Annotated in this window: 19 protein-coding genes; 13 read left to right on the forward strand and 6 right to left on the reverse strand. The window is 71.3% G+C overall.

Features of this window, described 5'->3' with window-relative positions; all coding sequences use genetic code 11:
- Nucleotides 1–5: 5 nt before the first annotated feature.
- Both ACFSZT_RS13395 and ACFSZT_RS13400 read right to left on the reverse strand, forming a co-directional pair.
- The gene (locus tag ACFSZT_RS13395; RefSeq protein WP_377388267.1) at nt 6–1,745 is read right to left on the reverse strand and encodes a thiamine pyrophosphate-binding protein; all 1,740 of its coding nucleotides are present in this window, start codon (nt 1,743–1,745) and stop codon (nt 6–8) included.
- A 99-nt stretch (nt 1,746–1,844) separates the two neighbouring features.
- Nucleotides 1,845–2,093 (reverse strand): DUF6457 domain-containing protein, encoded by a 249-nt coding sequence (locus tag ACFSZT_RS13400; RefSeq protein WP_377388082.1) that lies wholly within the window; start codon nt 2,091–2,093, stop codon nt 1,845–1,847.
- A 128-nt stretch (nt 2,094–2,221) separates the two neighbouring features.
- Between ACFSZT_RS13400 and ACFSZT_RS13405 the strand changes: the two genes are divergently transcribed.
- From ACFSZT_RS13405 to ACFSZT_RS13415, 3 genes are read left to right on the forward strand one after another with little or no spacing between them, the layout of a single operon-like run.
- Nucleotides 2,222–3,235 (forward strand): 2-dehydropantoate 2-reductase, encoded by a 1,014-nt coding sequence (locus tag ACFSZT_RS13405; protein WP_377388084.1) that lies wholly within the window; start codon nt 2,222–2,224, stop codon nt 3,233–3,235.
- Entirely contained in the window at nt 3,232–3,915 is a 684-nt protein-coding gene (locus ACFSZT_RS13410; RefSeq protein ID WP_377388086.1) for an aldehyde dehydrogenase family protein, read from the forward strand. Before ACFSZT_RS13405 ends, ACFSZT_RS13410 begins: the two co-directional genes overlap by 4 nt.
- Entirely contained in the window at nt 3,912–4,946 is a 1,035-nt protein-coding gene (locus ACFSZT_RS13415) for an acyl-CoA dehydrogenase family protein (protein ID WP_377388088.1), read from the forward strand. Before ACFSZT_RS13410 ends, ACFSZT_RS13415 begins: the two co-directional genes overlap by 4 nt.
- 30 nt (nt 4,947–4,976) lie before the next feature.
- Here the strand turns inward: ACFSZT_RS13415 and ACFSZT_RS13420 are convergent, their stop codons facing one another.
- Nucleotides 4,977–6,296 carry a DUF349 domain-containing protein gene (locus ACFSZT_RS13420; protein WP_377388090.1) on the reverse strand — a complete coding sequence of 440 codons (1,320 nt, stop codon included), beginning with the start codon at nt 6,294–6,296 and terminating at the stop codon, nt 4,977–4,979.
- 169 nt (nt 6,297–6,465) lie between these two features.
- Between ACFSZT_RS13420 and ACFSZT_RS13425 the strand changes: the two genes are divergently transcribed.
- From ACFSZT_RS13425 to ACFSZT_RS13445, 5 genes are all read left to right on the forward strand, one after another.
- Nucleotides 6,466–7,167, forward strand: coding sequence for a hypothetical protein (locus tag ACFSZT_RS13425; RefSeq protein ID WP_377388092.1), 702 nt, complete (start codon nt 6,466–6,468; stop codon nt 7,165–7,167).
- 204 nt (nt 7,168–7,371) lie between these two features.
- Nucleotides 7,372–8,274, forward strand: coding sequence for a tRNA (adenosine(37)-N6)-dimethylallyltransferase MiaA (gene miaA, locus ACFSZT_RS13430; protein ID WP_377388269.1), 903 nt, complete (start codon nt 7,372–7,374; stop codon nt 8,272–8,274).
- Nucleotides 8,275–8,283: 9 nt separating this feature from the next.
- Complete coding sequence (dapF, locus tag ACFSZT_RS13435) at nt 8,284–9,108, forward strand: diaminopimelate epimerase (RefSeq protein ID WP_377388094.1); 825 nt, start codon at nt 8,284–8,286, stop codon at nt 9,106–9,108.
- Between the two features lie 286 nt (nt 9,109–9,394).
- Nucleotides 9,395–10,813, forward strand: coding sequence for a GTPase HflX (gene hflX, locus ACFSZT_RS13440; RefSeq protein WP_377388271.1), 1,419 nt, complete (start codon nt 9,395–9,397; stop codon nt 10,811–10,813).
- 32 nt (nt 10,814–10,845) lie between these two features.
- On the forward strand, nt 10,846–11,859 hold the full coding sequence (locus ACFSZT_RS13445; protein ID WP_377388096.1) for a hypothetical protein: 1,014 nt from the start codon (nt 10,846–10,848) through the stop codon (nt 11,857–11,859).
- A 131-nt stretch (nt 11,860–11,990) separates the two neighbouring features.
- On the opposite strand, the gene lexA is transcribed toward ACFSZT_RS13445, so the two are convergent.
- Nucleotides 11,991–12,686 carry a transcriptional repressor LexA gene (gene lexA, locus ACFSZT_RS13450; protein WP_377388098.1) on the reverse strand — a complete coding sequence of 232 codons (696 nt, stop codon included), beginning with the start codon at nt 12,684–12,686 and terminating at the stop codon, nt 11,991–11,993.
- Between the two features lie 442 nt (nt 12,687–13,128).
- Here lexA and ACFSZT_RS13455 point away from each other — a divergent pair, with 442 nt between their 5' ends.
- The 4 genes from ACFSZT_RS13455 (at nt 13,129) to ACFSZT_RS13470 (ending at nt 18,039) form a co-directional block, all read left to right on the forward strand.
- Complete coding sequence (locus ACFSZT_RS13455; protein ID WP_377388100.1) at nt 13,129–13,416, forward strand: LysM peptidoglycan-binding domain-containing protein; 288 nt, start codon at nt 13,129–13,131, stop codon at nt 13,414–13,416.
- A 320-nt stretch (nt 13,417–13,736) separates the two neighbouring features.
- Nucleotides 13,737–14,231, forward strand: coding sequence for a transcriptional regulator NrdR (gene nrdR, locus ACFSZT_RS13460; RefSeq protein WP_377388102.1), 495 nt, complete (start codon nt 13,737–13,739; stop codon nt 14,229–14,231).
- Nucleotides 14,232–14,269: 38 nt separating this feature from the next.
- The gene (locus ACFSZT_RS13465) at nt 14,270–17,131 is read left to right on the forward strand and encodes a vitamin B12-dependent ribonucleotide reductase (protein ID WP_377388104.1); all 2,862 of its coding nucleotides are present in this window, start codon (nt 14,270–14,272) and stop codon (nt 17,129–17,131) included.
- Between the two features lie 143 nt (nt 17,132–17,274).
- Nucleotides 17,275–18,039, forward strand: a complete 765-nt coding sequence (locus tag ACFSZT_RS13470; protein ID WP_377388106.1) for an SDR family oxidoreductase — start codon at nt 17,275–17,277, stop codon at nt 18,037–18,039.
- Here ACFSZT_RS13470 and ACFSZT_RS13475 read toward each other — a convergent pair.
- Nucleotides 18,027–20,057 (reverse strand): prolyl oligopeptidase family serine peptidase, encoded by a 2,031-nt coding sequence (locus ACFSZT_RS13475; RefSeq protein ID WP_377388108.1) that lies wholly within the window; start codon nt 20,055–20,057, stop codon nt 18,027–18,029. The genes ACFSZT_RS13470 and ACFSZT_RS13475 overlap by 13 nt on opposite strands.
- A gap of 144 nt (nt 20,058–20,201) precedes the next feature.
- Between ACFSZT_RS13475 and ACFSZT_RS13480 the strand changes: the two genes are divergently transcribed.
- Nucleotides 20,202–20,651 carry a CBS domain-containing protein gene (locus ACFSZT_RS13480; RefSeq protein WP_377388110.1) on the forward strand — a complete coding sequence of 150 codons (450 nt, stop codon included), beginning with the start codon at nt 20,202–20,204 and terminating at the stop codon, nt 20,649–20,651.
- A 2-nt stretch (nt 20,652–20,653) separates the two neighbouring features.
- Here the strand turns inward: ACFSZT_RS13480 and ACFSZT_RS13485 are convergent, their stop codons facing one another.
- A complete protein-coding gene (locus ACFSZT_RS13485; protein ID WP_377388112.1) occupies nt 20,654–21,586 on the reverse strand; it encodes a hypothetical protein in 933 nt (310 codons plus the stop codon).
- Nucleotides 21,587–21,731 lie beyond the last annotated feature (145 nt).

Consider the following 21,731-nt stretch of genomic DNA (forward strand, 5'->3'; position numbering starts at 1 on the left):
GCCCCTTACTTGTACATGGTCTGGTTCATCGTTCCCGGCGCGTACACATCCGGGTCGACCCACACGTTGATCAAGGACGGCTTGCCGGATTCGCGAGCGCGTTCGAGCGCGGGCCGGATGCCGGCGGGATCGCGGACCTCTTCGCCGTAGCCGCCGAGCATCCGGGCGAACTGGTCGTAGGGCACGTCGCCCAGCGTGTTGCCGACCCGGCCGCGGCCTTCGCCGTACTTCTGGATCTGCCCGTAGCGGATCTGGTTCATCGACGAGTTGTTGCCGACGATCCCGATGAAGGGCAGGTTGAACCGCACGAGCGTCTCGAAGTCCCAGCCGGTGAGGCTGAACGCGCCGTCGCCGAACAGGCACACGACCTCAGCCTCCGGTCGCGCGTACTTGGCCGCCATGACGAACGGCACGCCGACGCCGAGCGTCCCGAGTGGACCCGGGTCCATCCAGTGTCCCGGCGCCTTCGGCTGCACCACCTGGCCGGAGAAGGTGACGATGTCGCCGCCGTCGCCGATGTAGAGCGAGTTCGGGGTGAGGAACTCGTTGATCTCGTGGACGAGACGGTAGGGGTCGATCGGGTTGGCGTCGGAGAGCTGTCGCGGCAGCCGTTTCTCGTAGGCCTGCGTCTCCACGGCCCGAAGTTCCTCCAGCCACGCCTTGCGGCCGACCGCGCCGTTGTCCACGCGGCCGGACGCGGCCTGGGTCACCGCGGAGAGGACGAGACCGGCGTCGCCGACGATGCCGAGGTCGATGTCGCGGTTCTTGCCGACGGTGCGGTAGTCGAGGTCGATCTGGACCACGGTGGCGTCGGGGGAGAGGCGCTTGCCGTAGCCCATCCGGAAGTCGAACGGGGTGCCGACGATGATGATGAGGTCGGCGTTCTGGAACGCGTAGCGGCGGGCCAGCTGCAGGTGGTGCGGATCCTTGGGGGCGAGCGTGCCGCGGCCGGAGCCGTTCATGAACGCAGGCACGTTGAGTGTCCGGACGAACTCGACGGCGGCGTCGGTGGCGCGACACGTCCAGACCTGGCTGCCGAGCAGCACGCACGGCTTCTCGGCCTTGACCACGAGGTCCGCCAGCTTCTCGACGGCCTCCGGGTCGCCGGCGTTGCGCGTGGAGGCGCGGTAGCCGCCGGCGCGCGGGATGCGCGCCTTCGCCAGCGGCACCTTGGCGTCGAGCACGTCGCGCGGGATCTCGAGGAACGACGGCCCGGGTGCGCCGGCGTAGCACTCGCGGAAGGCCATCGACACGAGGTCGGCCGCTCGCTCGGTGGCGGGCACCGTGGCGGCGAACTTGGTGATCGGCGACATCATGTCGACATGCGGCAGGTCCTGCAGGGACCCCATCTTGTGCTGCCCCAGTGCGCCCTGGCCGCCGATCAGCAGCATGGGGCTCTCGGCACGCAGCGCGTTGGCGACACCGGTGACGGCGTCGGTGGTGCCGGGGCCCGCGGTGACCACCGCGCAGCCGGGCTTGCCGGTGACCCGGGCGTAGCCGTCGGCGGCGTGGGCGGCCACCTGCTCGTGGCGGACGTCGATGACGTCGATGCCCTCGTCGACGCAGCCGTCGTAGATGTCGATGATGTGCCCGCCGCAGAGCGTGAAGATCACGTCGACGCCCTCTGCTTTGAGTGCCTTCGCCACCAGGTGCCCGCCGGAGATCAGCTGTGGGTCGCCGTTGGTGGCAGCCGGCGTGGTCGGCTGGCTGGCGCTGTCCGGCTCCGTCTTGGCCATCTGCCCCATGTGCGTCGTCATCCCTTCGAACTGCTGGCTACCGCATACTGCATACCGTATTGGGTTATCGTGGACCTCGCGTTGAGGCTTGTCCAGAGGCAAAGCCGATCAGTCCCGCCAGTCGATGCGAGGCCAGCGGCGGGTGAGCTCGTCGAGACGGGCGGCGGCGTCGGCCGGGGAGAGGCCACGGGCGACGGCCATGCCGACGAGGAAGGCGGTGACCGGTCCGGCGGGGTTCGAGACCACCCGCCCCACGTTCCGGGCCATGGCGACGACGGCCGCACAGTCGAGGTCCCGGGCGTCGTCGAGTCCCAGGTCGGCGCAGAGGGTGGCTGTCCATTCGCGCAGCTCGTTCACGGCCGCCACCTCCCGAGCCGGGCCATTGACCGGAGATTGCCATACCGTATACTGCATACACAGCCCTCGCAACGGTCCTTTTGTCGGACGCGACCCGTCTATCTCCCTACGTCCAGGACGGAGCCAACGTGAGAGTCGCAGTTCTCGGAGCCGGCGCCATCGGCGCCTATGTCGGTGCCAGCCTCCACCGCGCGGGTGTGGAGGTCTCGCTCATCGCCCGTGGCGCCCACCTGCGGGCCCTGCGCGAGTCGGGCGTACGCGTCATCAGTCCTCGCGGCGACTTCGCCGCCCACCCGCACGCCACCGACGACCCGCGCGAGGTCGGCCCGGTCGACTACGTCTTCCTCGGCCTCAAAGCCAACCAGTACGCCGGCGCCGGTCCGTTGCTGGAGCCGCTGCTGCACCACTCGACCGCCCTGATCGCCGCGCAGAACGGCATCCCGTGGTGGTACTTCCACGGCGTGCCCGGCCCGTACGAGGGCAGGCGCATCGAGGCGGTCGACCCCGGCGGCGCGGTCAGTGCGGTCATGCCGCCGGAACGAGCCATCGGCTGTGTCGTCTATGCGGCGACCGAGATCGCCGAACCCGGCGTCATCCGGCACCTCGAAGGCACCCGGCTCTCGATCGGCGAGCCCGACGGCACGGTGTCCGACCGCTGCCGCGCCTTCGCCGACGCCATGATCGCGGGTGGCCTCAAGTGCCCCGTGGAGGCGAACCTGCGCAACGACATCTGGGTCAAGCTGATGGGCAACATCGCGTTCAACCCCATCAGCGCACTCGCCAGGGCGACCATGGCGGCGATCTGCCGGCACGAGAACACCCGCCGCCTCGTCGTCGAGATGATGCGCGAGACGCTCGACGTCGCCGACGCGCTGGGCGTCCACCCCGACGTCTCCATCGAGCGCAGGCTCGCCGGTGCCGAGCGCACGGGCGAGCACAAGACCTCCACGCTGCAGGACCTCGAGAAGGGCAAGCCGCTCGAACTCGACGCGATCCTCACCGCCGTCGTGGAGCTCGCCGACCTCACCGGCGTCGCCGTGCCGACGCTGCGGGTCGTCGATGCGCTCGCCGACCTGCTCAACGCCCACGTCACCGCCACGGCGGCACCCGCTCCGGTGGCGGTTCCCGGAGGTGCCCGATGACTGTCCTCGCCGAACCGGTCCCGCCCGCCGCCGTGGAGGCCTTCCACGACGGCAGGCCGCTCAACTTCTGGGCCGGGCTGTGGCGCCGCGACGGCGTTCCCGAGCTCGGCGCGACCGACGCGGCCAGAGCCGTGCGCGCGGCCTTCCACCAGCACCGCACATGGTCGCTCGCACCGCTGACCGAACGCACGGCGCGCGTGGGCGGCGCGCTGCGGGAGCTGACCGCCCACCGGGACCCGCTGGTGACCGCACTCGCCGAGGACACCGGGGCCACGCGCCGAAGTGCCGCCGCCGAGCTCGACCGCTGCGTCGCCGAGGTCGCGAGCTGCGTCGAGCGGATCGACGGGCTGCTCGCGGGGCGGGTTCCGCTCCGTGGCCCCGTGAGCAACCTGCCGGACCGCGACTGCCCGCCGTCCGTCGTCGGCTTCGCGATGCTGGTCGAGGCGCTCGCCGGGGACGCCGTGATCGTCCGCGCACCCGAGGACCGCGGCCGGTTCCTCACCCTGGTGACCGCGCTGGCCGCACGGCACCGGCTGCCGCTCACGCTCGTCCACGGCGGCGATGCCGGAGCCGAGGACGCACTCACCAGGCCCGACGTGGTGGGGTGCGCGTCGTATCCCCGTGACCCGCAGCGCGGTGCCGCCGTGGTGCGCGCGGTCACCCGCCGGGCGCCGACATGACCGGCGACCCGCTGGCGGCCGCCCTCGACCGGGTGGTGCGGCCGCACACACGCGAGTGCGACAAGCGTGGCCGATTTCCCCGTGGGGGCCTGGCGGCACTGGCCGGTGCGGGTGTGCTCGGCTGCACGGTCGCGCGGGAGCTCGGCGGCGGCGGGCTGTGGCTGCGTGAGGCGGCCGACGTGGTGCGCCGTGTCGCGCGCGTGTGCGCGTCGACGGCGACGGTGCTGCAGGCGCACCTCACCGCGGTCGCCGTCCTCGAAGAGCACGGACCCCGCGGGCTGCGGGCCGAGATCGCGACGGGACGGCACCTCGTGACCATCGCCGGTGATCTCGTGGAACCCGCCGGTACGGCGGTGCGGCGCGGCACGGTCGCCGACCTGTACGGCCGGCATCCCTGGGTCGCCGCCGCGGCCGAGGCCGACAGCTACGTGTGGGTGGAGGGCGACGGCGTGTGGCTCGTGCCCGCCTCCGCGCCGGGACTGCTCGTGCCCGCTGAGACCGAGCCGCTGGGCCTGCGGGGAGCCGCCGCCGCGCCGGTGGCAGGCGACCCGGTGTCTGTCCCCGTGGAAGCGCTGCTGACGACGTGCGTGCCCGGTGCGGTACGGGACGTCGCGCTGCCGTGGTTCACGGTGCTGGGCGCCGCCGTGAGCCTCGGGATCATGGACAGTGCCATCGAAACGACCGCCGCGGCGGTGCGGGCCCCGGGAGTGCGGCCGCGCGGTGCCCTGCTCGCGGAGCTGGCCCGCATGCAGGTGCGAGCCGATTCGGTGCGCGCGCTGTTCACCGAGACGGCCGACGCGGTGGCGTGGCGGGAACGGGATGTTCACCGCGCGGTGCTCGCGCTGCGGTTCGCCGCCGTGCAGACCGCCATCGGCGTCACCGATCTGGCCATGAAGGTCTGCCAGGCCGGGGCGGGATCCGGCGTCGCCGACGTCGAGCGCCGCTTCCGCGACGCCCGCGCCGCCTACGCCGTACCGCCCACCCCGGACACCGTGCTGGAGCACCTGGGCGCGGTGCTGTACGGCAGCTGACGGCGGGCCGCGGCTGCGACGGTGACCGGATCAGCGGTCCGCGACGGCCGCCTCGGCGGCCCGCAGCCACTCCCGCCACTGCGCGGCCTGCTCCTCGGCCTGCTTCGCCCGCCGTTCGTCGCCGGCCGCGCGCGCCTTCGCCGCCTGTGCCTCGAACTGCTCGACCCGCTCGCGGAACTGGGCCGCGCGCGCCTGCGCCTCGGGGTCGGTGCGCCGCCACTTCGTCTCCTCCGCTGAGCGCACCCGGTCCTGCACGGCCTTCAGCCTGCCGTCGAGCTCCCGGATGCGCTCGCGCGGCACCTTGCCGATCTCGTCCCAGCGCTCCTGAATCTTGCGCAGCTGCGCCTTGGCCGCCTCCAGGTTGGCCGCCGGGTCGATCTTCTCCGCCTCGGCGAGCAGTTCCTCCTTGCGCGCCGCGTTCTCGGCGAACTCCGCGTCCCGCTCCGAGAACGCCGCCGCCCGCCGCGCGAAGAACGCGTCCTGCGCGGCGCGGAAGCGCTGCCACAGCGCCTCGTCGGTGTCCTTCGGCGCCCGGCCCGCGGCCTTCCACTCGGCCATGAGCTGCTTGTAGCGGCCCGCGGTCGGACCCCAGTCGGTGGAGTCGGCCATGGACTCCGCCTCCGCGATCAGTTCCTCCTTGCGCCGCTTCGCGGCCGCCCGCTGCTTGTCGAGCTCGGCGAAGTGCGAGCCGCGGCGCCGGTTGAACGACTCGCGCGCCTTGGAGAAGCGGCGCCACAGCTCGTCGTCGGTCTTGCGGTCGACGCCCTTGATCGTCTTCCACTCCTCGAGGATCGCCCGGAGCCGGTCGCCCGCTGCCTTCCACTGGGTCGACTCGGCGGCGATCCGCTCGGCCTCCTCGGCGAGGGCCTGCTTGCGCCCGACGGCGGCGGCCCGCGCCTGCTCGCGCTGCTGCTTCGCCGCGGTCAGTGCCTGCTCGGCGTGCGCGATGACGTACTCCACCCGGGCCCGCAGCGCGTCAAGGTCACCGACGACGGCGGCCTCGGCGAGACCGTCCCTCAGCTGGGTGGCGCTGGCGACCGCCTGCTTCGGATCGCCCGCACCGGACTTGAGCCGCGTCTCCAGCAGCTCGACCTCGGTGCGCAGGTCGTCGAAGCGCCGGGCGAAATGGGTGAGCCCCTCCTCGGGCGTGCCGGCCTGCCACACGCCCACCTTCCGTTCGCCGTCGGCCGTGCGGACGTACACCGTGCCGTCGTCGTCGATGCGCCCCCACCGCGACGGGTGCGGCTCGGCAGGCGGCACCGCGGGCGCGGCGTGCGTGCCGGCGTGGGTGTGGGGCACCTCGCTGGGCGCCGGAACGTCTGTGCCGTTCGGGGTGTTCTGCTCGGCCATGGCCGGCTCCTTCTCGCCTGTAGGCCCGTGTGCGGCGGGCGCCCCGCGGTCGGCGGGGCCGGGTGTTGCGTGTTGGGTTCTGGCCCGCATTCAAACAGGTCAGCGCGCTTCTCGGTACTCCGTGCCTCAAGACGTACCTCCCCCGGCCCGCCGGGTAACCTCGGAACGCGTGATCTCGCGTGCCGCCGTGGTCCCCGCACCGCCCCTCCTGGTGCCCGAACTCGTGCCCGGTCTCGTCTCCTTCACCGCCGAGGTGCGTGCGGCCGCCGTCGCGGCCGCGGCCCGGCTCCCGTCCCAGTGGATCGCCGTGGGTGCGGCACCCGAGCCCGGCACCGTCGAACCGCACCGCCGTGGCACCTTCCGCGGATTCGGCGTGGACGTGGTCGTGTCGCTGTCCCGGGAGGGAGACACCGGAACGCCGGAGGACCTGCCGCTGCCCGCCCTGCTGGCCGGGTGGTTGCGCGAACAGGCCGGTGCCGAGTCGGTGCGCGTGGAGCTGGTCGCCGAGGACGCGAGCTCGGCGGATTGCGTGGCGATGGGGGAGAAGCTGGCCGAGGTCGCCGAGGAGGCGGGGCTGCTCGTCCTTGGTGACGGCTCCGCCCGGCACGACACCGCGCCGCCGGGGTGGTCCGACGAGCGCGCCGCCGGGTTCGACGCGGCGATCGGTACCGCGCTCGGCGGCCCGGATCCCCAGGCGCTGCTGGACGTCGACCTCGCGGTCGCGGCCGAGCTCGCGGTGCGGGGCCGGGCGCCGTGGCAGGTGCTGGCCGGATTCGCGAGGGCGCGTGCGAACGCGTGGCGGGGCGAGCTGCTGTACTCGCGGGCCCCGCGCGGCGTCGCCTACCACGTGGCCGTCTGGGAGGCGGCGTGAGCGAGAATTGCGGAGCTTGCGCAGCGGCGCTTGCGCGGCCGACCGGGTGCGGGTGTCCCGCAGGGTTCTGGGAGGCGGCGTGAGCGAGAATTGCGGAGCTTGCGCAGCGGCGCTTGCGCGGCCGACCGGGGTGGGCCCCCGCTGCGGCATGCTTGTCCGCCGCAGTAGGGGAGGGTGTCCCGCAGGGTTCCGGGAGGCGGCGTGATGCGGCCCGTCGCGGTGGTGGGCCCGACGGCCACCGGCAAGACCGCCCTCGGTGTCGAACTCGCCCTCGCGCTCGGCGGCGAGGTCGTCAACGCCGACGCCATGCAGCTGTACCGGGGAATGGACATCGGGACCGCCAAGGCAACCCCCGAGGAACGCCGGGGCGTTCCGCACCACCTGCTCGACGTGCTCGACGTGACCGAGACGGCGTCCGTCGCGGCCTACCAGCGCGACGCGCGCACCGAGATCGAGCGGTTGCTCGCGGCCGGGCGGGTGCCGGTGCTCGTCGGCGGCTCCGGTCTCTACGTCCAGGCGGTCGTGGACGACCTGCGGTTCCCCGGAACCGATCCCGAGGTCCGGGCCGCGCTCGAGGAGGAGGCGCGCCGGGTGGGCGCCCAAGCCCTGCACGACCGCCTGGCCGTCGCGGACCCCGACGCGGCGGCCGCGATCCTGCCGACCAACGTGCGGCGCATCGTGCGCGCGCTGGAGGTCATCGAGATCACCGGCAGGCCGTTCTCGGCGAACCTGCCGCGGCCCGGTGAGCCGCGGTACGGCACCGTGCTGGTGGGTGTCGACCGGGACGTCGCGGAACTCGACGCGCGCGTCGACGCCCGCGTGGAGCACATGTTCGCCGCCGGGCTCGTCGACGAGGTGCGGGCGCTGGAGGCACAGGGGCTGCGCAAGGGCAGGACGGCGTCGCGGGCGCTGGGCTACCAGCAGGTGCTGGAGGCGCTCGATGCCGGCACGGACGATTTCACGGCCGCCGCCGCGGCCACGGCGCAGGCCACCCGGCGGTTCGTGCGCAGGCAGCGGTCGTGGTTCCGGCGCGACGAGCGGATCCGCTGGTTCGACGGCGCCGATCCCGGACTGGCCGAGCACGTCCTGTCGTTCGTGGCCCCGTAATCTGATCGCATGGGTGGGATCGAGTTCCTCAAAGGGCACGGCACGCAGAACGACTTCGTGCTGCTGCCCGACGCCGCGGGCGAGCTGGACCTGACGCCGGCGCGGGTGGCCGCGCTGTGCGACCGCAGGCGCGGCCTCGGGGCCGACGGTGTGCTGCGGGTCGTCCGGTCGGCCGCGCTGGGCGTCGACTCCGCGGCGGAGTGGTTCATGGACTACCGCAACGCCGACGGCTCGATCGCCGAGATGTGCGGCAACGGGGTGCGCGTCTTCGCCCGGTACCTGGTCGAGGCGGGCCTGGAGCAGGGTCCGGAGTTCGCGGTAGGGTCCCGCGCGGGCGATCGCCCGGTGCGCGTCCACGCCGACCGGTCCGTCACGGTCCACATGGGACCTGCCCGCATCACGGGCTCGTCGGTGGCCATCGTCGGCGGCCGGGAGATGTCCGGGGTCGCCGTCGACGTCGGCAACCCCCACCTCGTGTCCACCTTGGATGATGACGTGTCAGCGCTCGACCTGCGCGACGCGCCCCGGTACGACCACGACTTCTTCCCGCAGGGCGTGAATCTGGAGTTCGTCAACGTCCTGGATGGGGACGCACTCCGCATGCGTGTCTACGAGCGCGGCGTGGGGGAGACGCGGGCCTGCGGCACCGGCACGGTCGCCGCGGTGGCCGCCGCGCTGCACTTGGCCGGTACCGACCATGGTTCTTCCACTGTGGACATTCCAGGTGGCAGGGTGAGCGTGTCGGTGGACCGGGAGGACTCGACCCTCACCGGCCCGGCCGAGTTCGTCGCGCGCGGCGAACTCGACGAGACCTGGTGGCTGCGGCAGCGCTGACGGTGCGCGCTCACGCCACCACGCTGCGTCGCCGATTCCGGGAATACCGCTGTGCCCGGAGCCGTTGAACCGGTTGTCCCGTCGTGACCGTCCCGCCCGCCTCGGATGTACCCGGGCCGGTAATCCGGTCGGATTCTTCCCGTTTTCGTGGGACGATGGACGTACGACAGGGCATGGGCAATCGCCCGAACAGCGACAATGGAGGCATGTGACCGAGGCACGCTCTGGCGGCGGCAACCCGTCGCGGAGGACATCGTTTGAGGAATCCACGCAGGACGGTGCCGTTCTGGCCGGATTCGACGACCGCGAGCTCTCGACCGGAGAGCTCGAGCTCGAGGACCGTGCGTCGCTGCGCAGGGTCGCCGGGCTCTCCACCGAACTCACCGACATCACCGAGGTCGAGTACCGGAAACTGCGGCTGGAGCGTGTCGTGCTCGTCGGTGTGTGGACCGAGGGCACAGCCGCACAGTCCGAGGCGTCGCTGGAGGAGCTCGCCAGGCTCGCCGAGACCGCCGGTTCCGAGGTGCTCGAGGGGCTGGTGCAGCGCCGCTCCCGGCCTGACCCGGCGACCTACATCGGCTCCGGCAAGGTGCGTGAGCTGGCCGATATCGTGGCCTCCACCGGGGCGGACACGGTGATCTGCGACGGTGAGCTCTCGCCCGGCCAGCTGCGGCAGCTGGAGGCCAAGCTCAAGGTCAAGGTCATCGACCGGACGGCCCTGATCCTGGACATCTTCGCCCAGCACGCGCGGTCCCGGGAGGGCAAGGCGCAGGTGGAGCTGGCGCAGTTGCAGTACCTCATCCCGCGGCTGCGGGGCTGGGGTGAGTCGCTGTCCCGGCAGGCCGGTGGCCGTGCCGGCGGCGCGAACGGCGGCGTGGGTCTGCGCGGTCCCGGTGAGACGAAGCTGGAGACCGACCGCAGGCGCATCAACAAGCGCGTCGCCAAGCTGCGTCGCGAGATCGCCGCGATGGACACCATCCGGGAGACCAAGCGTGGCCGCAGGGTCGCCAACGAGGTGCCCAGCGTCGCGATCGTCGGCTACACCAACGCGGGCAAGTCCAGCCTGCTCAACGCCATCACGGGCGCCGGTGTGCTGGTGCAGGACGCGCTGTTCGCCACCCTGGATCCCACGACCCGGCGGGCCGTGACCCCGGACGGCAGGGCGTACACGATGACCGACACCGTCGGCTTCGTCCGCCACCTGCCGCACCAGCTGGTGGACGCGTTCCGGTCGACCCTCGACGAGGCGGCCGACGCCGATCTGCTGCTGCACGTCGTGGACGGCTCGGCGCCCGCGCCGGAGGAGCAGGTCCAGGCCGTCCGCCAGGTACTGGCCGAGATCGGCGAGAAGCGGTCCGAGCCGTTGCCGCCGGAGCTGGTGGTCATCAACAAGGCCGATGCCGCGGACGAGGTCAGCCTGGTGCGGCTGTCGCACCTGCTGCCCGATGCCGTGGTCGTGTCCGCGCGCAGCGGCGAGGGCATCGACAAGCTCGTCCAGGTGCTCGCCGACCGGCTGCCGCGGCCGCAGATGCTCGTGGACGTGCTGGTGCCCTACACCCACGGTGAGCTGGTGGCGCGGGCCCACGCCGAGGGTGAGGTGCTGGCCGAGGACCACACGCCGGAGGGAACGCGCCTGCAGGCGCGGGTGCACCCGGACCTGGCCGCGGCGCTGCAGCGTTACGTCACCCACGGCTCGGCGATCTGACTGGCGTGAGCTTGCGCGGTCGTCGAGCGGCGGTGGGTGTGTCCGCTCTCGTGGCGTGCCTGCTCCTGGCGCCGGTACCCGCGACCGGCGAGGTGCCCGCGCCGGAACGGGTCTGTTCACTCGGCGACGACGATCTGAGCGAGGTCTCCGGGCTGGCCGCCGACGACCGGCATTGGTATGCCGTGAACGACGGCGGCACCAGCCTGGAGATCTTCGTGCTCGACCGGGACTGCACGGTCGTCGACGTACTCGAGAACGACACCGACCCCTACGATGTGGAGGATCTGGCTCTCGCGGCGGACGGCACCCTCTGGCTCGGCGACACCGGCGACAACGACAAGGATCGTGACACGGTGGCCCTGCACGCGGTCCGGCCCGACGGCAGTGCGGAGCTCTACCGGCTTACCTATCCCGACGGCGCGCACGACGCGGAGGCGTTGCTGCTCGACCGCGCGGGAACTCCGTACCTCATCACGAAGAACGTGGTCGGTTCCTCGGCGGTGTACCGGCCCTCCGCCCCGCTGCGGAGCCCAGGACCGACGCCGCTGGAGAAGGTCGGTGAGCTGAGCGTGTCGGCGACCGGCACGCCGGGAGGCCCGCTCGGCAGCGCGGGTTCGGTGCTGGTCACCGGCGCGGCGGCCAGTCCGGACGGAACGGTCGTGGCCCTGCGGACCTACACCGACGCCTATCTGTACCGCGTTCCGGACGGCGACGTGGTGGCCGCTCTGCGCAGCGCGCCGGTGCGGGTGCCGCTGCCGAACGAGGCACAGGGCGAGGCCATCGCGTTCCAGCCGGACGGCACGCTGGTGTCGGTCAGCGAGGGCGTGGGCAGCCCGGTGCGCGTCGTCCGGGACGCCGCGGCACTGGTGGGGGAGGCCGGGGACGGTGCCGAGGAGGGCGGTGAGGGCGCTGTCGCGGCGGCGGACGACGCCGCGACGCCCGCCGAGCCAGACAGCTCCGGAATCCCCACGCTGCCGGGCATCGCCATCGCCGTCACGGTCGCCGCACTCCTGGTCTTCGGCGTCGGCAAGCTCCGCCGCCGCTGACGCACGGCCGGCGCACGCGTGCCGGCAGGTTCCTCGGCGGCGTCACCCGGCTGCCCGCTCGGGCCGGCCCACGCCTGCGTGACCCGGTGCGCCCTGGTCTCCGACGGCGTCGCACCAGGTTCGCCTCCGGCTCAGAGGCGGCGCAGGACCGCCACCACCTTGCCCAGAATGGTCGCCTCGTCGCCGGGGATCGGCTCGTAGGCCTCGTTGTGCGGCATGAGCCAGACGTGGCCGTCCTTGCGCTTGAACGTCTTGACGGTGGCCTCGCCCTCGATCATCGCGGCCACGATGTCACCGTTCTCGGCCGTGGGCTGCTGGCGTACGACGACCCAGTCGCCGTCGGTGATGGCGGCGTCGACCATCGAGTCACCGGTGACGCTGAGGAGGAACACCTCGCCCTCGCCGACGATGTCCTTCGGCAGCGGGAAGACGTCCTCGATGGCCTCTTCGGCGAGCACCGGGCCACCAGCGGCGATGCGCCCGACGAGCGGGACGAACGCGGGCTTGGGCATCTGCTCGGCGACGGCCTCGCTCCGCGCGGAGTCGGCAGGCAGCACGCCCACCGCACGCGGCCGGTTGGCGTCGCGGCGCAGGTATCCCTTGCGCTGCAGGGCACGGAGCTGGTGCGACACCGACGACGTCGACGTCAGCCCCACGGCCTCGCCGATCTCGCGCACGCTGGGCGGGTAGCCGTAGCGGTCCACCCACTCGCGGATGACCTCGAGCACCTTCTGCTGGCGCGGGGTCAGACTGCCGTCCGGCTCCTCGACCTCGGGCAGGGTGTGCACCCGGCCGCCTCCGGCATCGTCGTTGCTCTTGCGTGCCACCGCGTCGCCTCCCAGTCGTCGGCGGGCCTTCGCCTGCCCCGTGTTGCCCTGTGCTCGCGCGCGCCGCGTCCTGCCGCGCGCTGTCCACTGTCGACGCTAACCCGCATGAGGGGCGATTTCAAACGTTTGTTCGATCGACACGCCGGTGTCCTCTCGATTTTGTCAGACCCGGGTGGTACACATTCGCACGGGCGTTCGATAGAACGCATGTTCGAGGAGGTTCCCAATGTCCCTTGTCCTGCAGCGGGTGGTCCGCGAGGCCGGTCGTCCGGCGCTGTGCCGGGATGTCGCCGTTCCCCCGCGGCCGCGCGGGCCGCAGCGGTCACCCGCGTCCCCGCGTTCGCTGCGGCCGCGTCGGGCGGAGCCACGCCGGCCGCCCACCCGTGGCCGTGTGGTCGCCGGACGGCGCCCCGGAGGGGTGGGTGTCTGCCGGCCGCGGCGTGTGTCCCCGCGCTGGCCCGCGTTCGGTGCCGTCGCCGTGGTGGTGTTCCTCGGCGTGGTCGGCCTGGGCCTGTTCGCCGGAGCGCTGGCGGACACGGGAGGATCGGCGGTGCCGGCGGATACGGCGGTCGTCTCGGTGCGGGCAGGCGACACGCTGTGGGATGTCGCCGAACGGACCGCTCCGGGCAGTGAGCCTGCCGCGGTCGTCGAGCGGATCCGGGAGCTCAACGGGCTCACGGGTGCCCTGGTCGAGCCGGGGACGCCGCTGGTGGTGCCCGCCGGGAACTGACCCACGCTGTCTCCCGGTGTGCACCCGCCGGGTCCCCCGTGTCGGTGGGTATGTCCGTGATCACGCGCTCGATCGCTGTGTCAGCTTGCGTGCGGGACGGCCGACTCTTAAGGTCAACCCCTACATGTAGTAGTTACACGGCTGTAGTTGGTCCATAAATTGGGGTAGGCTCGAGGTAGTTATCCACAGCTCGTCGGCCTTCACCCACCGGGTGTCCACACAATGATCACCAGGCGATTGCCGCCCGAGGTCGGACGCCCAGGACGAGAGCCGGCACGACAACAACGTCGAACCAGGCGTGGTGAGGGAGGTGATCGGACATGCGCTGCCCATTCTGCAGGCATGCCGATTCCCGGGTCGTCGACTCTCGTGAGGTGGATGAAGGGCAGGCCATCCGGCGCCGCCGGTCGTGCTCGAAGTGCGGCCGCCGGTTCACCACCTCGGAGACGATGGTCCTCGCCGTCGTCAAGCGTTCCGGGGTCACCGAACAGTTCAGCCGGGACAAGGTGGTCCGGGGAGTGCGCCGCGCATGCCAGGGCCGCCCGGTCGACGACGATGCGCTGCAGCAGCTCGCCCAGCGCGTCGAGGAGTCGATCAGGGCGACGGGTGTCGCGGAGATTCCGAGTCACGAGGTGGGGCTGGCCATCCTCGGCCCGCTGCGTGAGCTCGATGCTGTGGCATATCTGCGCTTCGCGAGCGTCTACCGCTCCTTCTCCTCGATCGAGGACTTCGAGAAGGAGATCACGGACCTTCGTCAGGCGATTGCTGAATCAGCCGGCTCGGCCGGCAGCGGGAAGAACGCGGACGACGCCTGAAGTAGTCGCCGCTTGTGCGAATCGCGGGAGTGGGAGTCATGACAGAAACCGTGGGGGCCGGCGCCGAGGCCGCCAAGACATCGAAGAAGCGGTCGAGCGGCGGTGCGCGCAAGGGGCTGCGCATCCAGCGCGTCTTCACCACCGAGGGGGTGCACCCGTACGACGAGGTCACGTGGGAGAAGCGCGACGTCGTCATGACCAACTGGCGTGACGGGACGGTGAACTTCGAGCAGCGCGGGGTGGAGTTCCCCGACTTCTGGTCGATCAACGCCACCAACATCGTCACCAGCAAGTACTTCCGGGGTGCCGCGGGCAGCCCGGAGCGGGAGCACAGTCTCAAGCAGCTGATCGACCGCGTCGTCAAGACCTACGTCAAGGCGGGCACGGAGAACGGCTACTTCGCGACGCCGGCAGACGCGGAGATCTTCGAGCACGAGCTGACCTGGATGCTGCTGCACCAGGTGTTCAGCTTCAACTCGCCGGTGTGGTTCAACGTCGGCACGACCTCGAAGCAGCAGGTCTCGGCCTGCTTCATCCTCTCCGTCGACGACACGATGGAGTCGATCCTCAACTGGTACAAGGAAGAGGGCCTGATCTTCAAGGGCGGCTCCGGCGCGGGGCTCAACCTCTCCCGCATCCGGTCGTCCCGGGAGCTGCTCTCGTCGGGTGGGACGGCGTCCGGCCCGGTGTCGTTCATGCGCGGTGCCGACGCCTCGGCGGGCACCATCAAGTCCGGTGGTGCCACGCGGCGCGCCGCGAAGATGGTCGTGCTCGACGTCGACCACCCGGACATCGAGGAGTTCATCGAGACCAAGGCCAAGGAGGAGCACAAGATCCGCGTGCTCCGCGACGCCGGTTTCGACATGGACCTCGGCGGTTCGGACATCGCGTCGGTGCAGTACCAGAACGCGAACAACTCGGTGCGGGTCTCCGACGAGTTCATGCAGGCCGTCGAGTCGGACGGCAAGTTCGGCCTGCGCGCCCGCATGACCGGTGAGGTCATCGAGGAGGTCGACGCCAAGCCGCTGTTCCGCAAGATGGCGCAGGCGGCGTGGGAGTGCGCCGACCCGGGCCTGCAGTACGACGACACGATCAACGACTGGCACACCTGCCCCGAGTCCGGCCGGATCACCGCGTCCAACCCGTGCTCGGAGTACATGCACCTGGACAACTCCAGCTGCAACCTGGCGTCGCTGAACCTGCTGAAGTTCCTCTCCGACGACGGCTCGTTCGACGCGAAGCTGTTCGCCAAGGCCGTCGAGCTCGTCATCACGGCGATGGACATCTCCATCTGCTTCGCCGACTTCCCGACCGAGCCGATCGCGGAGACCACGCGGAAGTTCCGGCAGCTGGGCATCGGCTACGCCAACCTCGGCGCGCTGCTCATGGCGACGGGGCACGCCTACGACTCCGACGGCGGTCGCGCGCTCGCCGCGTCCATCACGTCGCTGATGACCGCGGTGTCGTACCGCCGGTCCGCCGAGTTGGCGGGCATCGTCGGGCCCTACGAGGGCTACGCCCGCAACGCCGAGGCGCACAAGCGGGTCATGCGCAAGCACGCCGCGGCCAACGAGCTGGTCCGCACGCTGCACACCAACGACGCGAACGTGCGGGCGCTCGCGACCGAGGAGTGGAAGCGCGGGATCGAGATCGGGGAGAGCTCCGGCTGGCGCAACGCGCAGGCCAGCGTGCTCGCCCCCACCGGCACCATCGGCTTCATGATGGACTGCGACACCACGGGCATCGAGCCGGACTTCTCGCTGGTGAAGTTCAAAAAGCTCGTCGGTGGCGGGTCGATGCAGATCGTCAACAACGCGGTGCCGCGTGCGCTGCGTTCCCTCGGCTACCAGGAGGAGCAGGTCGAGGCGATCGTCGACTACATCGCGCAGCACGGCCACGTCATCGACGCTCCGGGGCTGCGGCGCGAGCACTACGAGGTGTTCGACTGCGCCGTGGGTGAGCGCTCCATCGCGCCGATGGGCCACGTCCGCATGATGGCCGCGGTCCAGCCGTTCCTGTCGGGCGCGATCTCCAAGACGGTCAACATGCCGGAGACGGCGACCGTCGAGGACGTCGAGGAGATCTACTTCCAGGGCTGGAAGCTCGGGCTCAAGGCGCTCGCGATCTACCGGGACAACTGCAAGGTCGGCCAGCCGCTGTCGTCCGGCAAGAAGGAGAAGGCCGAGGCGGAGCCGGAAAAGGTCGTCGAGTACCGGCCGGTCCGCAAGCGCCTGCCGAAGAAGCGGCCGAGCCAGACGGTGTCGTTCACGGTCGGCGGCGCCGAGGGTTACCTGACCGCGGGTTCGTACCCGGACGACGGGCTGGGCGAGATCTTCGTCAAGCTCGGCAAGCAGGGGTCGACGCTCGCCGGTGTGATGGACGCCTTCTCGATGTCGATCTCGGTGGGTCTGCAGTACGGCATCCCGCTGGAGTTCTACGTGCAGAAGTTCCAGAACCTGCGCTTCGAGCCGGCGGGCATGACCGACGACCCGGACGTGCGGATGGCCACCAGCGTGCTGGACTACCTGTTCCGCAGGCTGGCCCTGGACTACCTGCCGTACGAGAAGCGGGCGCAGCTCGGCATCTTCACCGCCGACGAGCGCTCGGCGCAGGTGGAATCCGAGTACGGCGGCGGGGCGGCCGAGCCGGACAGCGTGGATCTCGAGGCGCTGCGGAGCACGGTCGACGCGAGCGGCTCGCGTCCGGCGACGTCGTCCTCGGACTCCGGGGAGCAGGTTCAGGACCCGGCGCGGGAAGCACACACCACGACCGAGTTGATGGAACTGCACCTCGGCAAGGCGGCCGACGCGCCGCTGTGCATGACGTGCGGCACCAAGATGCGCCCGGCCGGTTCGTGCTACGCCTGCGAGGGCTGCGGCGCCACCTCGGGCTGCAGCTGACGCGCTGAGCCGATGACGCGCAGGGCCGGAGGTCGTTCGCCGATCTCCGGCCCTGCGTCGTCCGATGTACCCGATCTCAGCGGGTGAGGCCGGAGACCGCCGCACGTGTTGCGGGGACGTGCCGCCGCGCGTATGACTCACGCATGGGAACCGATCCGATCCTGGTGACCGGCGCGACCGGCACGCTGGGCAGGGAGGTCGTCCGGAGCCTGCTGGAGCGTGGGCAGGCGGTCCGCGTGGCGACCCGGCGGCCGGCGCCGAGCGGACCACTCCCGTACGAATGGGCCACTGTGGACTATCGCCGGGGCCGGGGTATGGACGACGCGGTGGACGGTGCCGCTGCGGTCGTGCATTGCGCGACCGACGTGCGGGGCGGCGAGGTGCGGCTCGCCCGGTCGGTGCTGGCGGCGATGCGGCGCACCGGCTGCCCGCACTTCGTGTACGTCTCGATTGTCGGGATCGACCGGATTCCCCTGTCGTACTACCGGAGCAAGCTCGAGGCCGAACGGGCCGTGGCCGAGTCCGGGATCGGCTGGACGGTGCTGCGGTCGACCCAGTTCCATGACCTGACGCTCCGGCTGGTCGGGGCACTCACGGCACCGCCGTTGGCGGTCGTGCCCGACGACGTCCGCCTGCAACCGGTGCACGCCGCGGAGGTCGCGGATCGGCTCGCCGGGCTCGCGGCCGGTGAGCCTCAGCGCCGAGTCGCCGACCTCGGCGGACCGGAGATCCACGAACTCCCCGAGCTGACCCGGCTGTACCTGGAGGCGCGTGGCCGGCACCGCCGGACCGTGCCCGTGCGGGTGCCGGGCCGCATCGCCACCGCGCTCCGCGAAGGCCACAACCTGACGCCGGAGCATGCCGAGGGACGGCTGAGCTTCGCCGAGTTCCTCGCTCAGCGGTTCTGACCGGGCGCCAGCCGCTCCCAGAGGAACTCGAACACCAGGGCCCACTTGAATGCGAGCTGGGCGTTGTCCGCCGCCGCGCCGTGCCCGCCCTCGATGTTCTCGTGGTATTGCACGTCGTAGCCGAACTCCCGCATGCGGGCGACCATCTTGCGGGCGTGTGCCGGGTGCACGCGATCGTCCCGTGTGGACGTCACGAACAGCACGGGCGGATACGGCTGTCCACTGCGGACGTTCTGGTACGGCGAGTACCGCGCGAGGTAGGCCCAGTCCGCCGGCTCGTCCGGGTCGCCGTACTCGGCCATCCACGACGCCCCGGCCAGCAGCAGGTGGTAACGGCGCATGTCGAGCAGGGGCACCTGGCTGACGATGGCGCCGAACCGGTCCGGGTACCGCGTGAGCATGACGCCCATCAGCAGGCCACCGTTGCTGCCGCCCTGGATGCCGAGCTGAGCGGGCGTGGTGATCCCGCGCTCGACGAGATCCGCCGCCACCGCGGCGAAATCCTCGTACACGCGATGCCGGTTCTCCTTGACGGCCTGGTTGTGCCAGTCGGGCCCGTACTCTCCGCCGCCGCGAATGTTCGCCAGCACGTAGGTGCCGCCCCGAGCCAGCCACCCGCGCCCGATGATGCCGCTGTAGTACGGCGTTTGCGACACCTCGAAGCCGCCGTAGCCGGTGAGGAGGGTGGGTCCGGGGCCGGCGTCCGGCCTGCCGACCACGAAGTACGGGATGCGGGTGCCGTCCGCCGACGTGGCGAAGTGCTGCTCGGCGGTGAGCCCGTCGCTGTCGAAGAATGCCGGGGCCTGTTTCAGCGTCTCGAGCTCCTCGCCTACGACGCCCCGCACGAGCGCCGAGGGCTGGGTGAAGCCCGTGACGTTCAGCATGAACTCATCGCCGTGGTCGGGCTCGGTGTCGATCAGTTCCACCGTGCCGACCTCGGGAACGCCGGTGAGCGGCTCGTCGCGCCAGCCGCCGTCGCCGGGCGTCAGCATCCGCAGTCGCGTCTTGACGTCCTCGAGCGTGCCGAGGATGAGGTGGTGGCGGGTCCAGGCGTAGTAGTCCAGCGACGTGTGCGCGTTGGGCTCGAACAGCACGGTGAACTCGCGCTCGCCCGCCAGGAACTCGTCGAGCCGCATCGCGAGCAGCGCGCCCGCCGGATAGCGGCCCCACGGCGTACGCGGGTGGACGAGCAGCCACTCGCGGTGCACCGACGCCCTCGCGTCGTCCGGCACGTCGATGCGCACGAGACCGCTGTCGGTGCGCAGGTACAGCTCGCTGCGGTAGAACTCGACGTTGCGGCGCACCAGGTCCCGTTCCCAGCCCTCCGTGGGATCGTGATAGGCCCGCACCGACACGTCGTCGGGTTTGCCCTCGAACACGAGCTCGGCCTCGGCCAGTGGTGTCCCGCGCCGCCATTCCTTGACGAGCCTGGGGTAACCCGAGCTGGTGAGCGAGCCGTCCCCGAAGTCCGTGCCGACGTAGATGCGGTCCTCGTCGATCCAGCCGACCGTGCTTTTGGCCTCGGGCAACCGGAATCCGTCCGGGACGAACTCGTGGCGCTCGAGGTCGAACTCGCGCACGACAACGGCGTCCGCCCCACCCCGGGAGAGCTCGACGAGACAGCGTCGGAAGCCCGGGCGGAGCACGGAGGCGCCCTGCCACACCCAATTCTCGCCCTCGGCCTCGGCGAGCGCGTCGACGTCGAGCAGGAGCTCCCACCGAGGCTCGGGCTTGCGGTACTCCTCGAGCGTGGTCCGCCGCCACAGGCCGCGGGGATGGGAGGCGTCGCGCCAGAAGTTGTAGAGGTGGTCGCCGCGGCGCACCACGTACGGAATGCGGTCGTCGGCGTCGAGCACGTCACGCAGTTGGCCGCGCAGCAGCTCGAATCGGTCACCCCCGGTGAGCGCACGGGCGGTCTCGGTGTTGCGCGCGCGGACCCACTCCAGTGCGCGGTCACCGGTGACGTCCTCGAGCCACAGGTACGGGTCGTCGTCCAGGGGGGATGTCGCCTCGGTCATGCGATCCAGTCTGCCAGTTTCGGCGACGCGGGCGGGAGCCGTCCACTGTGGAGGGCCGATGGCGCCGGTCTCGGGCTTTCACCTTCCGCGGACACTCACTAACCTGGTGTGATCTGGCTCACCGCCAGGGTGAGGAGGAGTGTCATGCGCATTGCCGATGTGCTGCGGAGCAAGGGGTCGGCGGTCGCGACCGTCACCCCCGGGGTGACGGTCGGCGAGCTGCTCGCGCGGCTGGCGGAACACAACGTCGGTGCCCTCGTGGTGGTCGCGGAGGACGGGACCGTCGCGGGCATCGTGTCCGAGCGTGATGTCGTGCGCCGCCTGCATGAGCACGGCCCGGTGATCCTCGAACACCCGGTGGCCGACATCATGACCTCGGTCGTCGCCACCTGCACTCCCGAGGACTCCGTCGACCAGCTCAGCGAGGTCATGACCCGGCGCCGGATCCGGCACGTCCCGGTGCTCGTGGACGGCAGGCTCGGCGGCATCGTCAGCATCGGTGACGTCGTCAAGTCACGCATGGACGAGCTGGAGCTCAACCGCGAACAGCTGGAGGCCTACATTTCGGGCGGCGGCGTTCACCCCACAGGGTGAGCTCAGCGTGGCGGACGACCGGCGAGCGTGGGTGCCAGCGCGGCCATGCCGGCCGTCACCGCCTCGCTGGCGGAGTCGAACCCGGTGCCGTCCGGTTGGAGGGTGAACAGCGCCACGATGTAGCGCCCGCCCGTGCCGACGACGCCCGTGGTGTTGAGCACCACGCCGTTGTCGATCTCCATCCAGCCCTGTTTGATGGCCCACGCGGTGTTCGGCAGTGCTGCGGGGATGCCGAAGTGCTGGTCGAACCCGTCGAGGGCGATGCGGGTGGTGCGGGCGAGCGCGTCGAGCACGAAGTCGCCGGCCGTCGCGGGCATCTTCTCGTCGATGTAGTCGTACACCGTCACGATGTCGCGCGGGGTCATCCGCGTCATCTCCCACTGCTCCGGGTCGGTGGGAGGCGTGGTGCCCGTGAGACCCATGAGGTGAGCCGCGTTGCGGTCGATCTCGGTGCCGCCGTGGCGGTTCCACAGCACGTTGGCCACCCAGTCGGCGCTTCCGGAGAGCATCACCTGCAGTTCCGTGCGGTCCTCGCCCGCGGGCAGGCGCCACCCGGCCTGCCTGAGCACCTCGGTGACGATGAGCAGCTTCATCACCGACGCCGTGTAGAACTGCTCGTCGGGGTTGATGCTGGTCAGCATCGATTCGGTGGTGCGGTCGTAGACGGCCAGGCCGATGTCGGTGCCCGGCACGACCTCGTTGACGGCGTCGGAGACCGCGGCGGCCAGGTTCGCCTGTTCCCGCGGTGAGGCCGGGGTGGGTGGCGGTGCGGCGGGTTCCGCGGGCCGGGCGAGGACGCCCGCCGAGTAGGGAGCGCGTGCCGTGGTCGTCGCGTGACCGGCGGGCTCGCCGGGAGGGTGGTGGGCCGCCGCGGTGACGCCCACCGCGATCAGGACCGCCGCCGACAGCCCGACCGCGAGCGCGCGAGGCTTCACCCGGCCAATCGCAGCATTCGATCAGTACGTTCGGCGTCAACTGTGCGTAAACATCGCACGACCTGAACGCGCAACCGGGTAACACCGCCCCGGAATGCGAGCCGGATTCTTGACACGGTCCAGGGCCGGGGGAAAGGTCGAGCCA

Origin of the sequence: Prauserella oleivorans, assembly GCF_042685745.1 — a bacterium.
In the GTDB taxonomy this organism is placed as follows: Bacteria; Actinomycetota; Actinomycetes; order Mycobacteriales; family Pseudonocardiaceae; genus Prauserella_A; species Prauserella_A oleivorans.

Excerpts from the sequence above, each read along its gene's own strand:
- ACFSZT_RS13395 (WP_377388267.1), bottom strand. The coding sequence starts at position 1,745 with ATGGGGCAGATGGCCAAGACGGAGCCGGACAGCGCCAGCCAGCCGACC.
- ACFSZT_RS13410 (WP_377388086.1), top strand. The coding sequence starts at position 3,232 with ATGACTGTCCTCGCCGAACCGGTCCCGCCCGCCGCCGTGGAGGCCTTC.
- ACFSZT_RS13415 (WP_377388088.1), top strand. The coding sequence starts at position 3,912 with ATGACCGGCGACCCGCTGGCGGCCGCCCTCGACCGGGTGGTGCGGCCG.
- ACFSZT_RS13420 (WP_377388090.1), bottom strand. The coding sequence starts at position 6,296 with ATGGCCGAGCAGAACACCCCGAACGGCACAGACGTTCCGGCGCCCAGC.
- miaA (WP_377388269.1), top strand. The coding sequence starts at position 7,372 with ATGCGGCCCGTCGCGGTGGTGGGCCCGACGGCCACCGGCAAGACCGCC.
- dapF (WP_377388094.1), top strand. The coding sequence starts at position 8,284 with ATGGGTGGGATCGAGTTCCTCAAAGGGCACGGCACGCAGAACGACTTC.
- nrdR (WP_377388102.1), top strand. The coding sequence starts at position 13,737 with ATGCGCTGCCCATTCTGCAGGCATGCCGATTCCCGGGTCGTCGACTCT.
- ACFSZT_RS13465 (WP_377388104.1), top strand. The coding sequence starts at position 14,270 with ATGACAGAAACCGTGGGGGCCGGCGCCGAGGCCGCCAAGACATCGAAG.
- ACFSZT_RS13470 (WP_377388106.1), top strand. The coding sequence starts at position 17,275 with ATGGGAACCGATCCGATCCTGGTGACCGGCGCGACCGGCACGCTGGGC.
- ACFSZT_RS13475 (WP_377388108.1), bottom strand. The coding sequence starts at position 20,057 with ATGACCGAGGCGACATCCCCCCTGGACGACGACCCGTACCTGTGGCTC.
- ACFSZT_RS13480 (WP_377388110.1), top strand. The coding sequence starts at position 20,202 with ATGCGCATTGCCGATGTGCTGCGGAGCAAGGGGTCGGCGGTCGCGACC.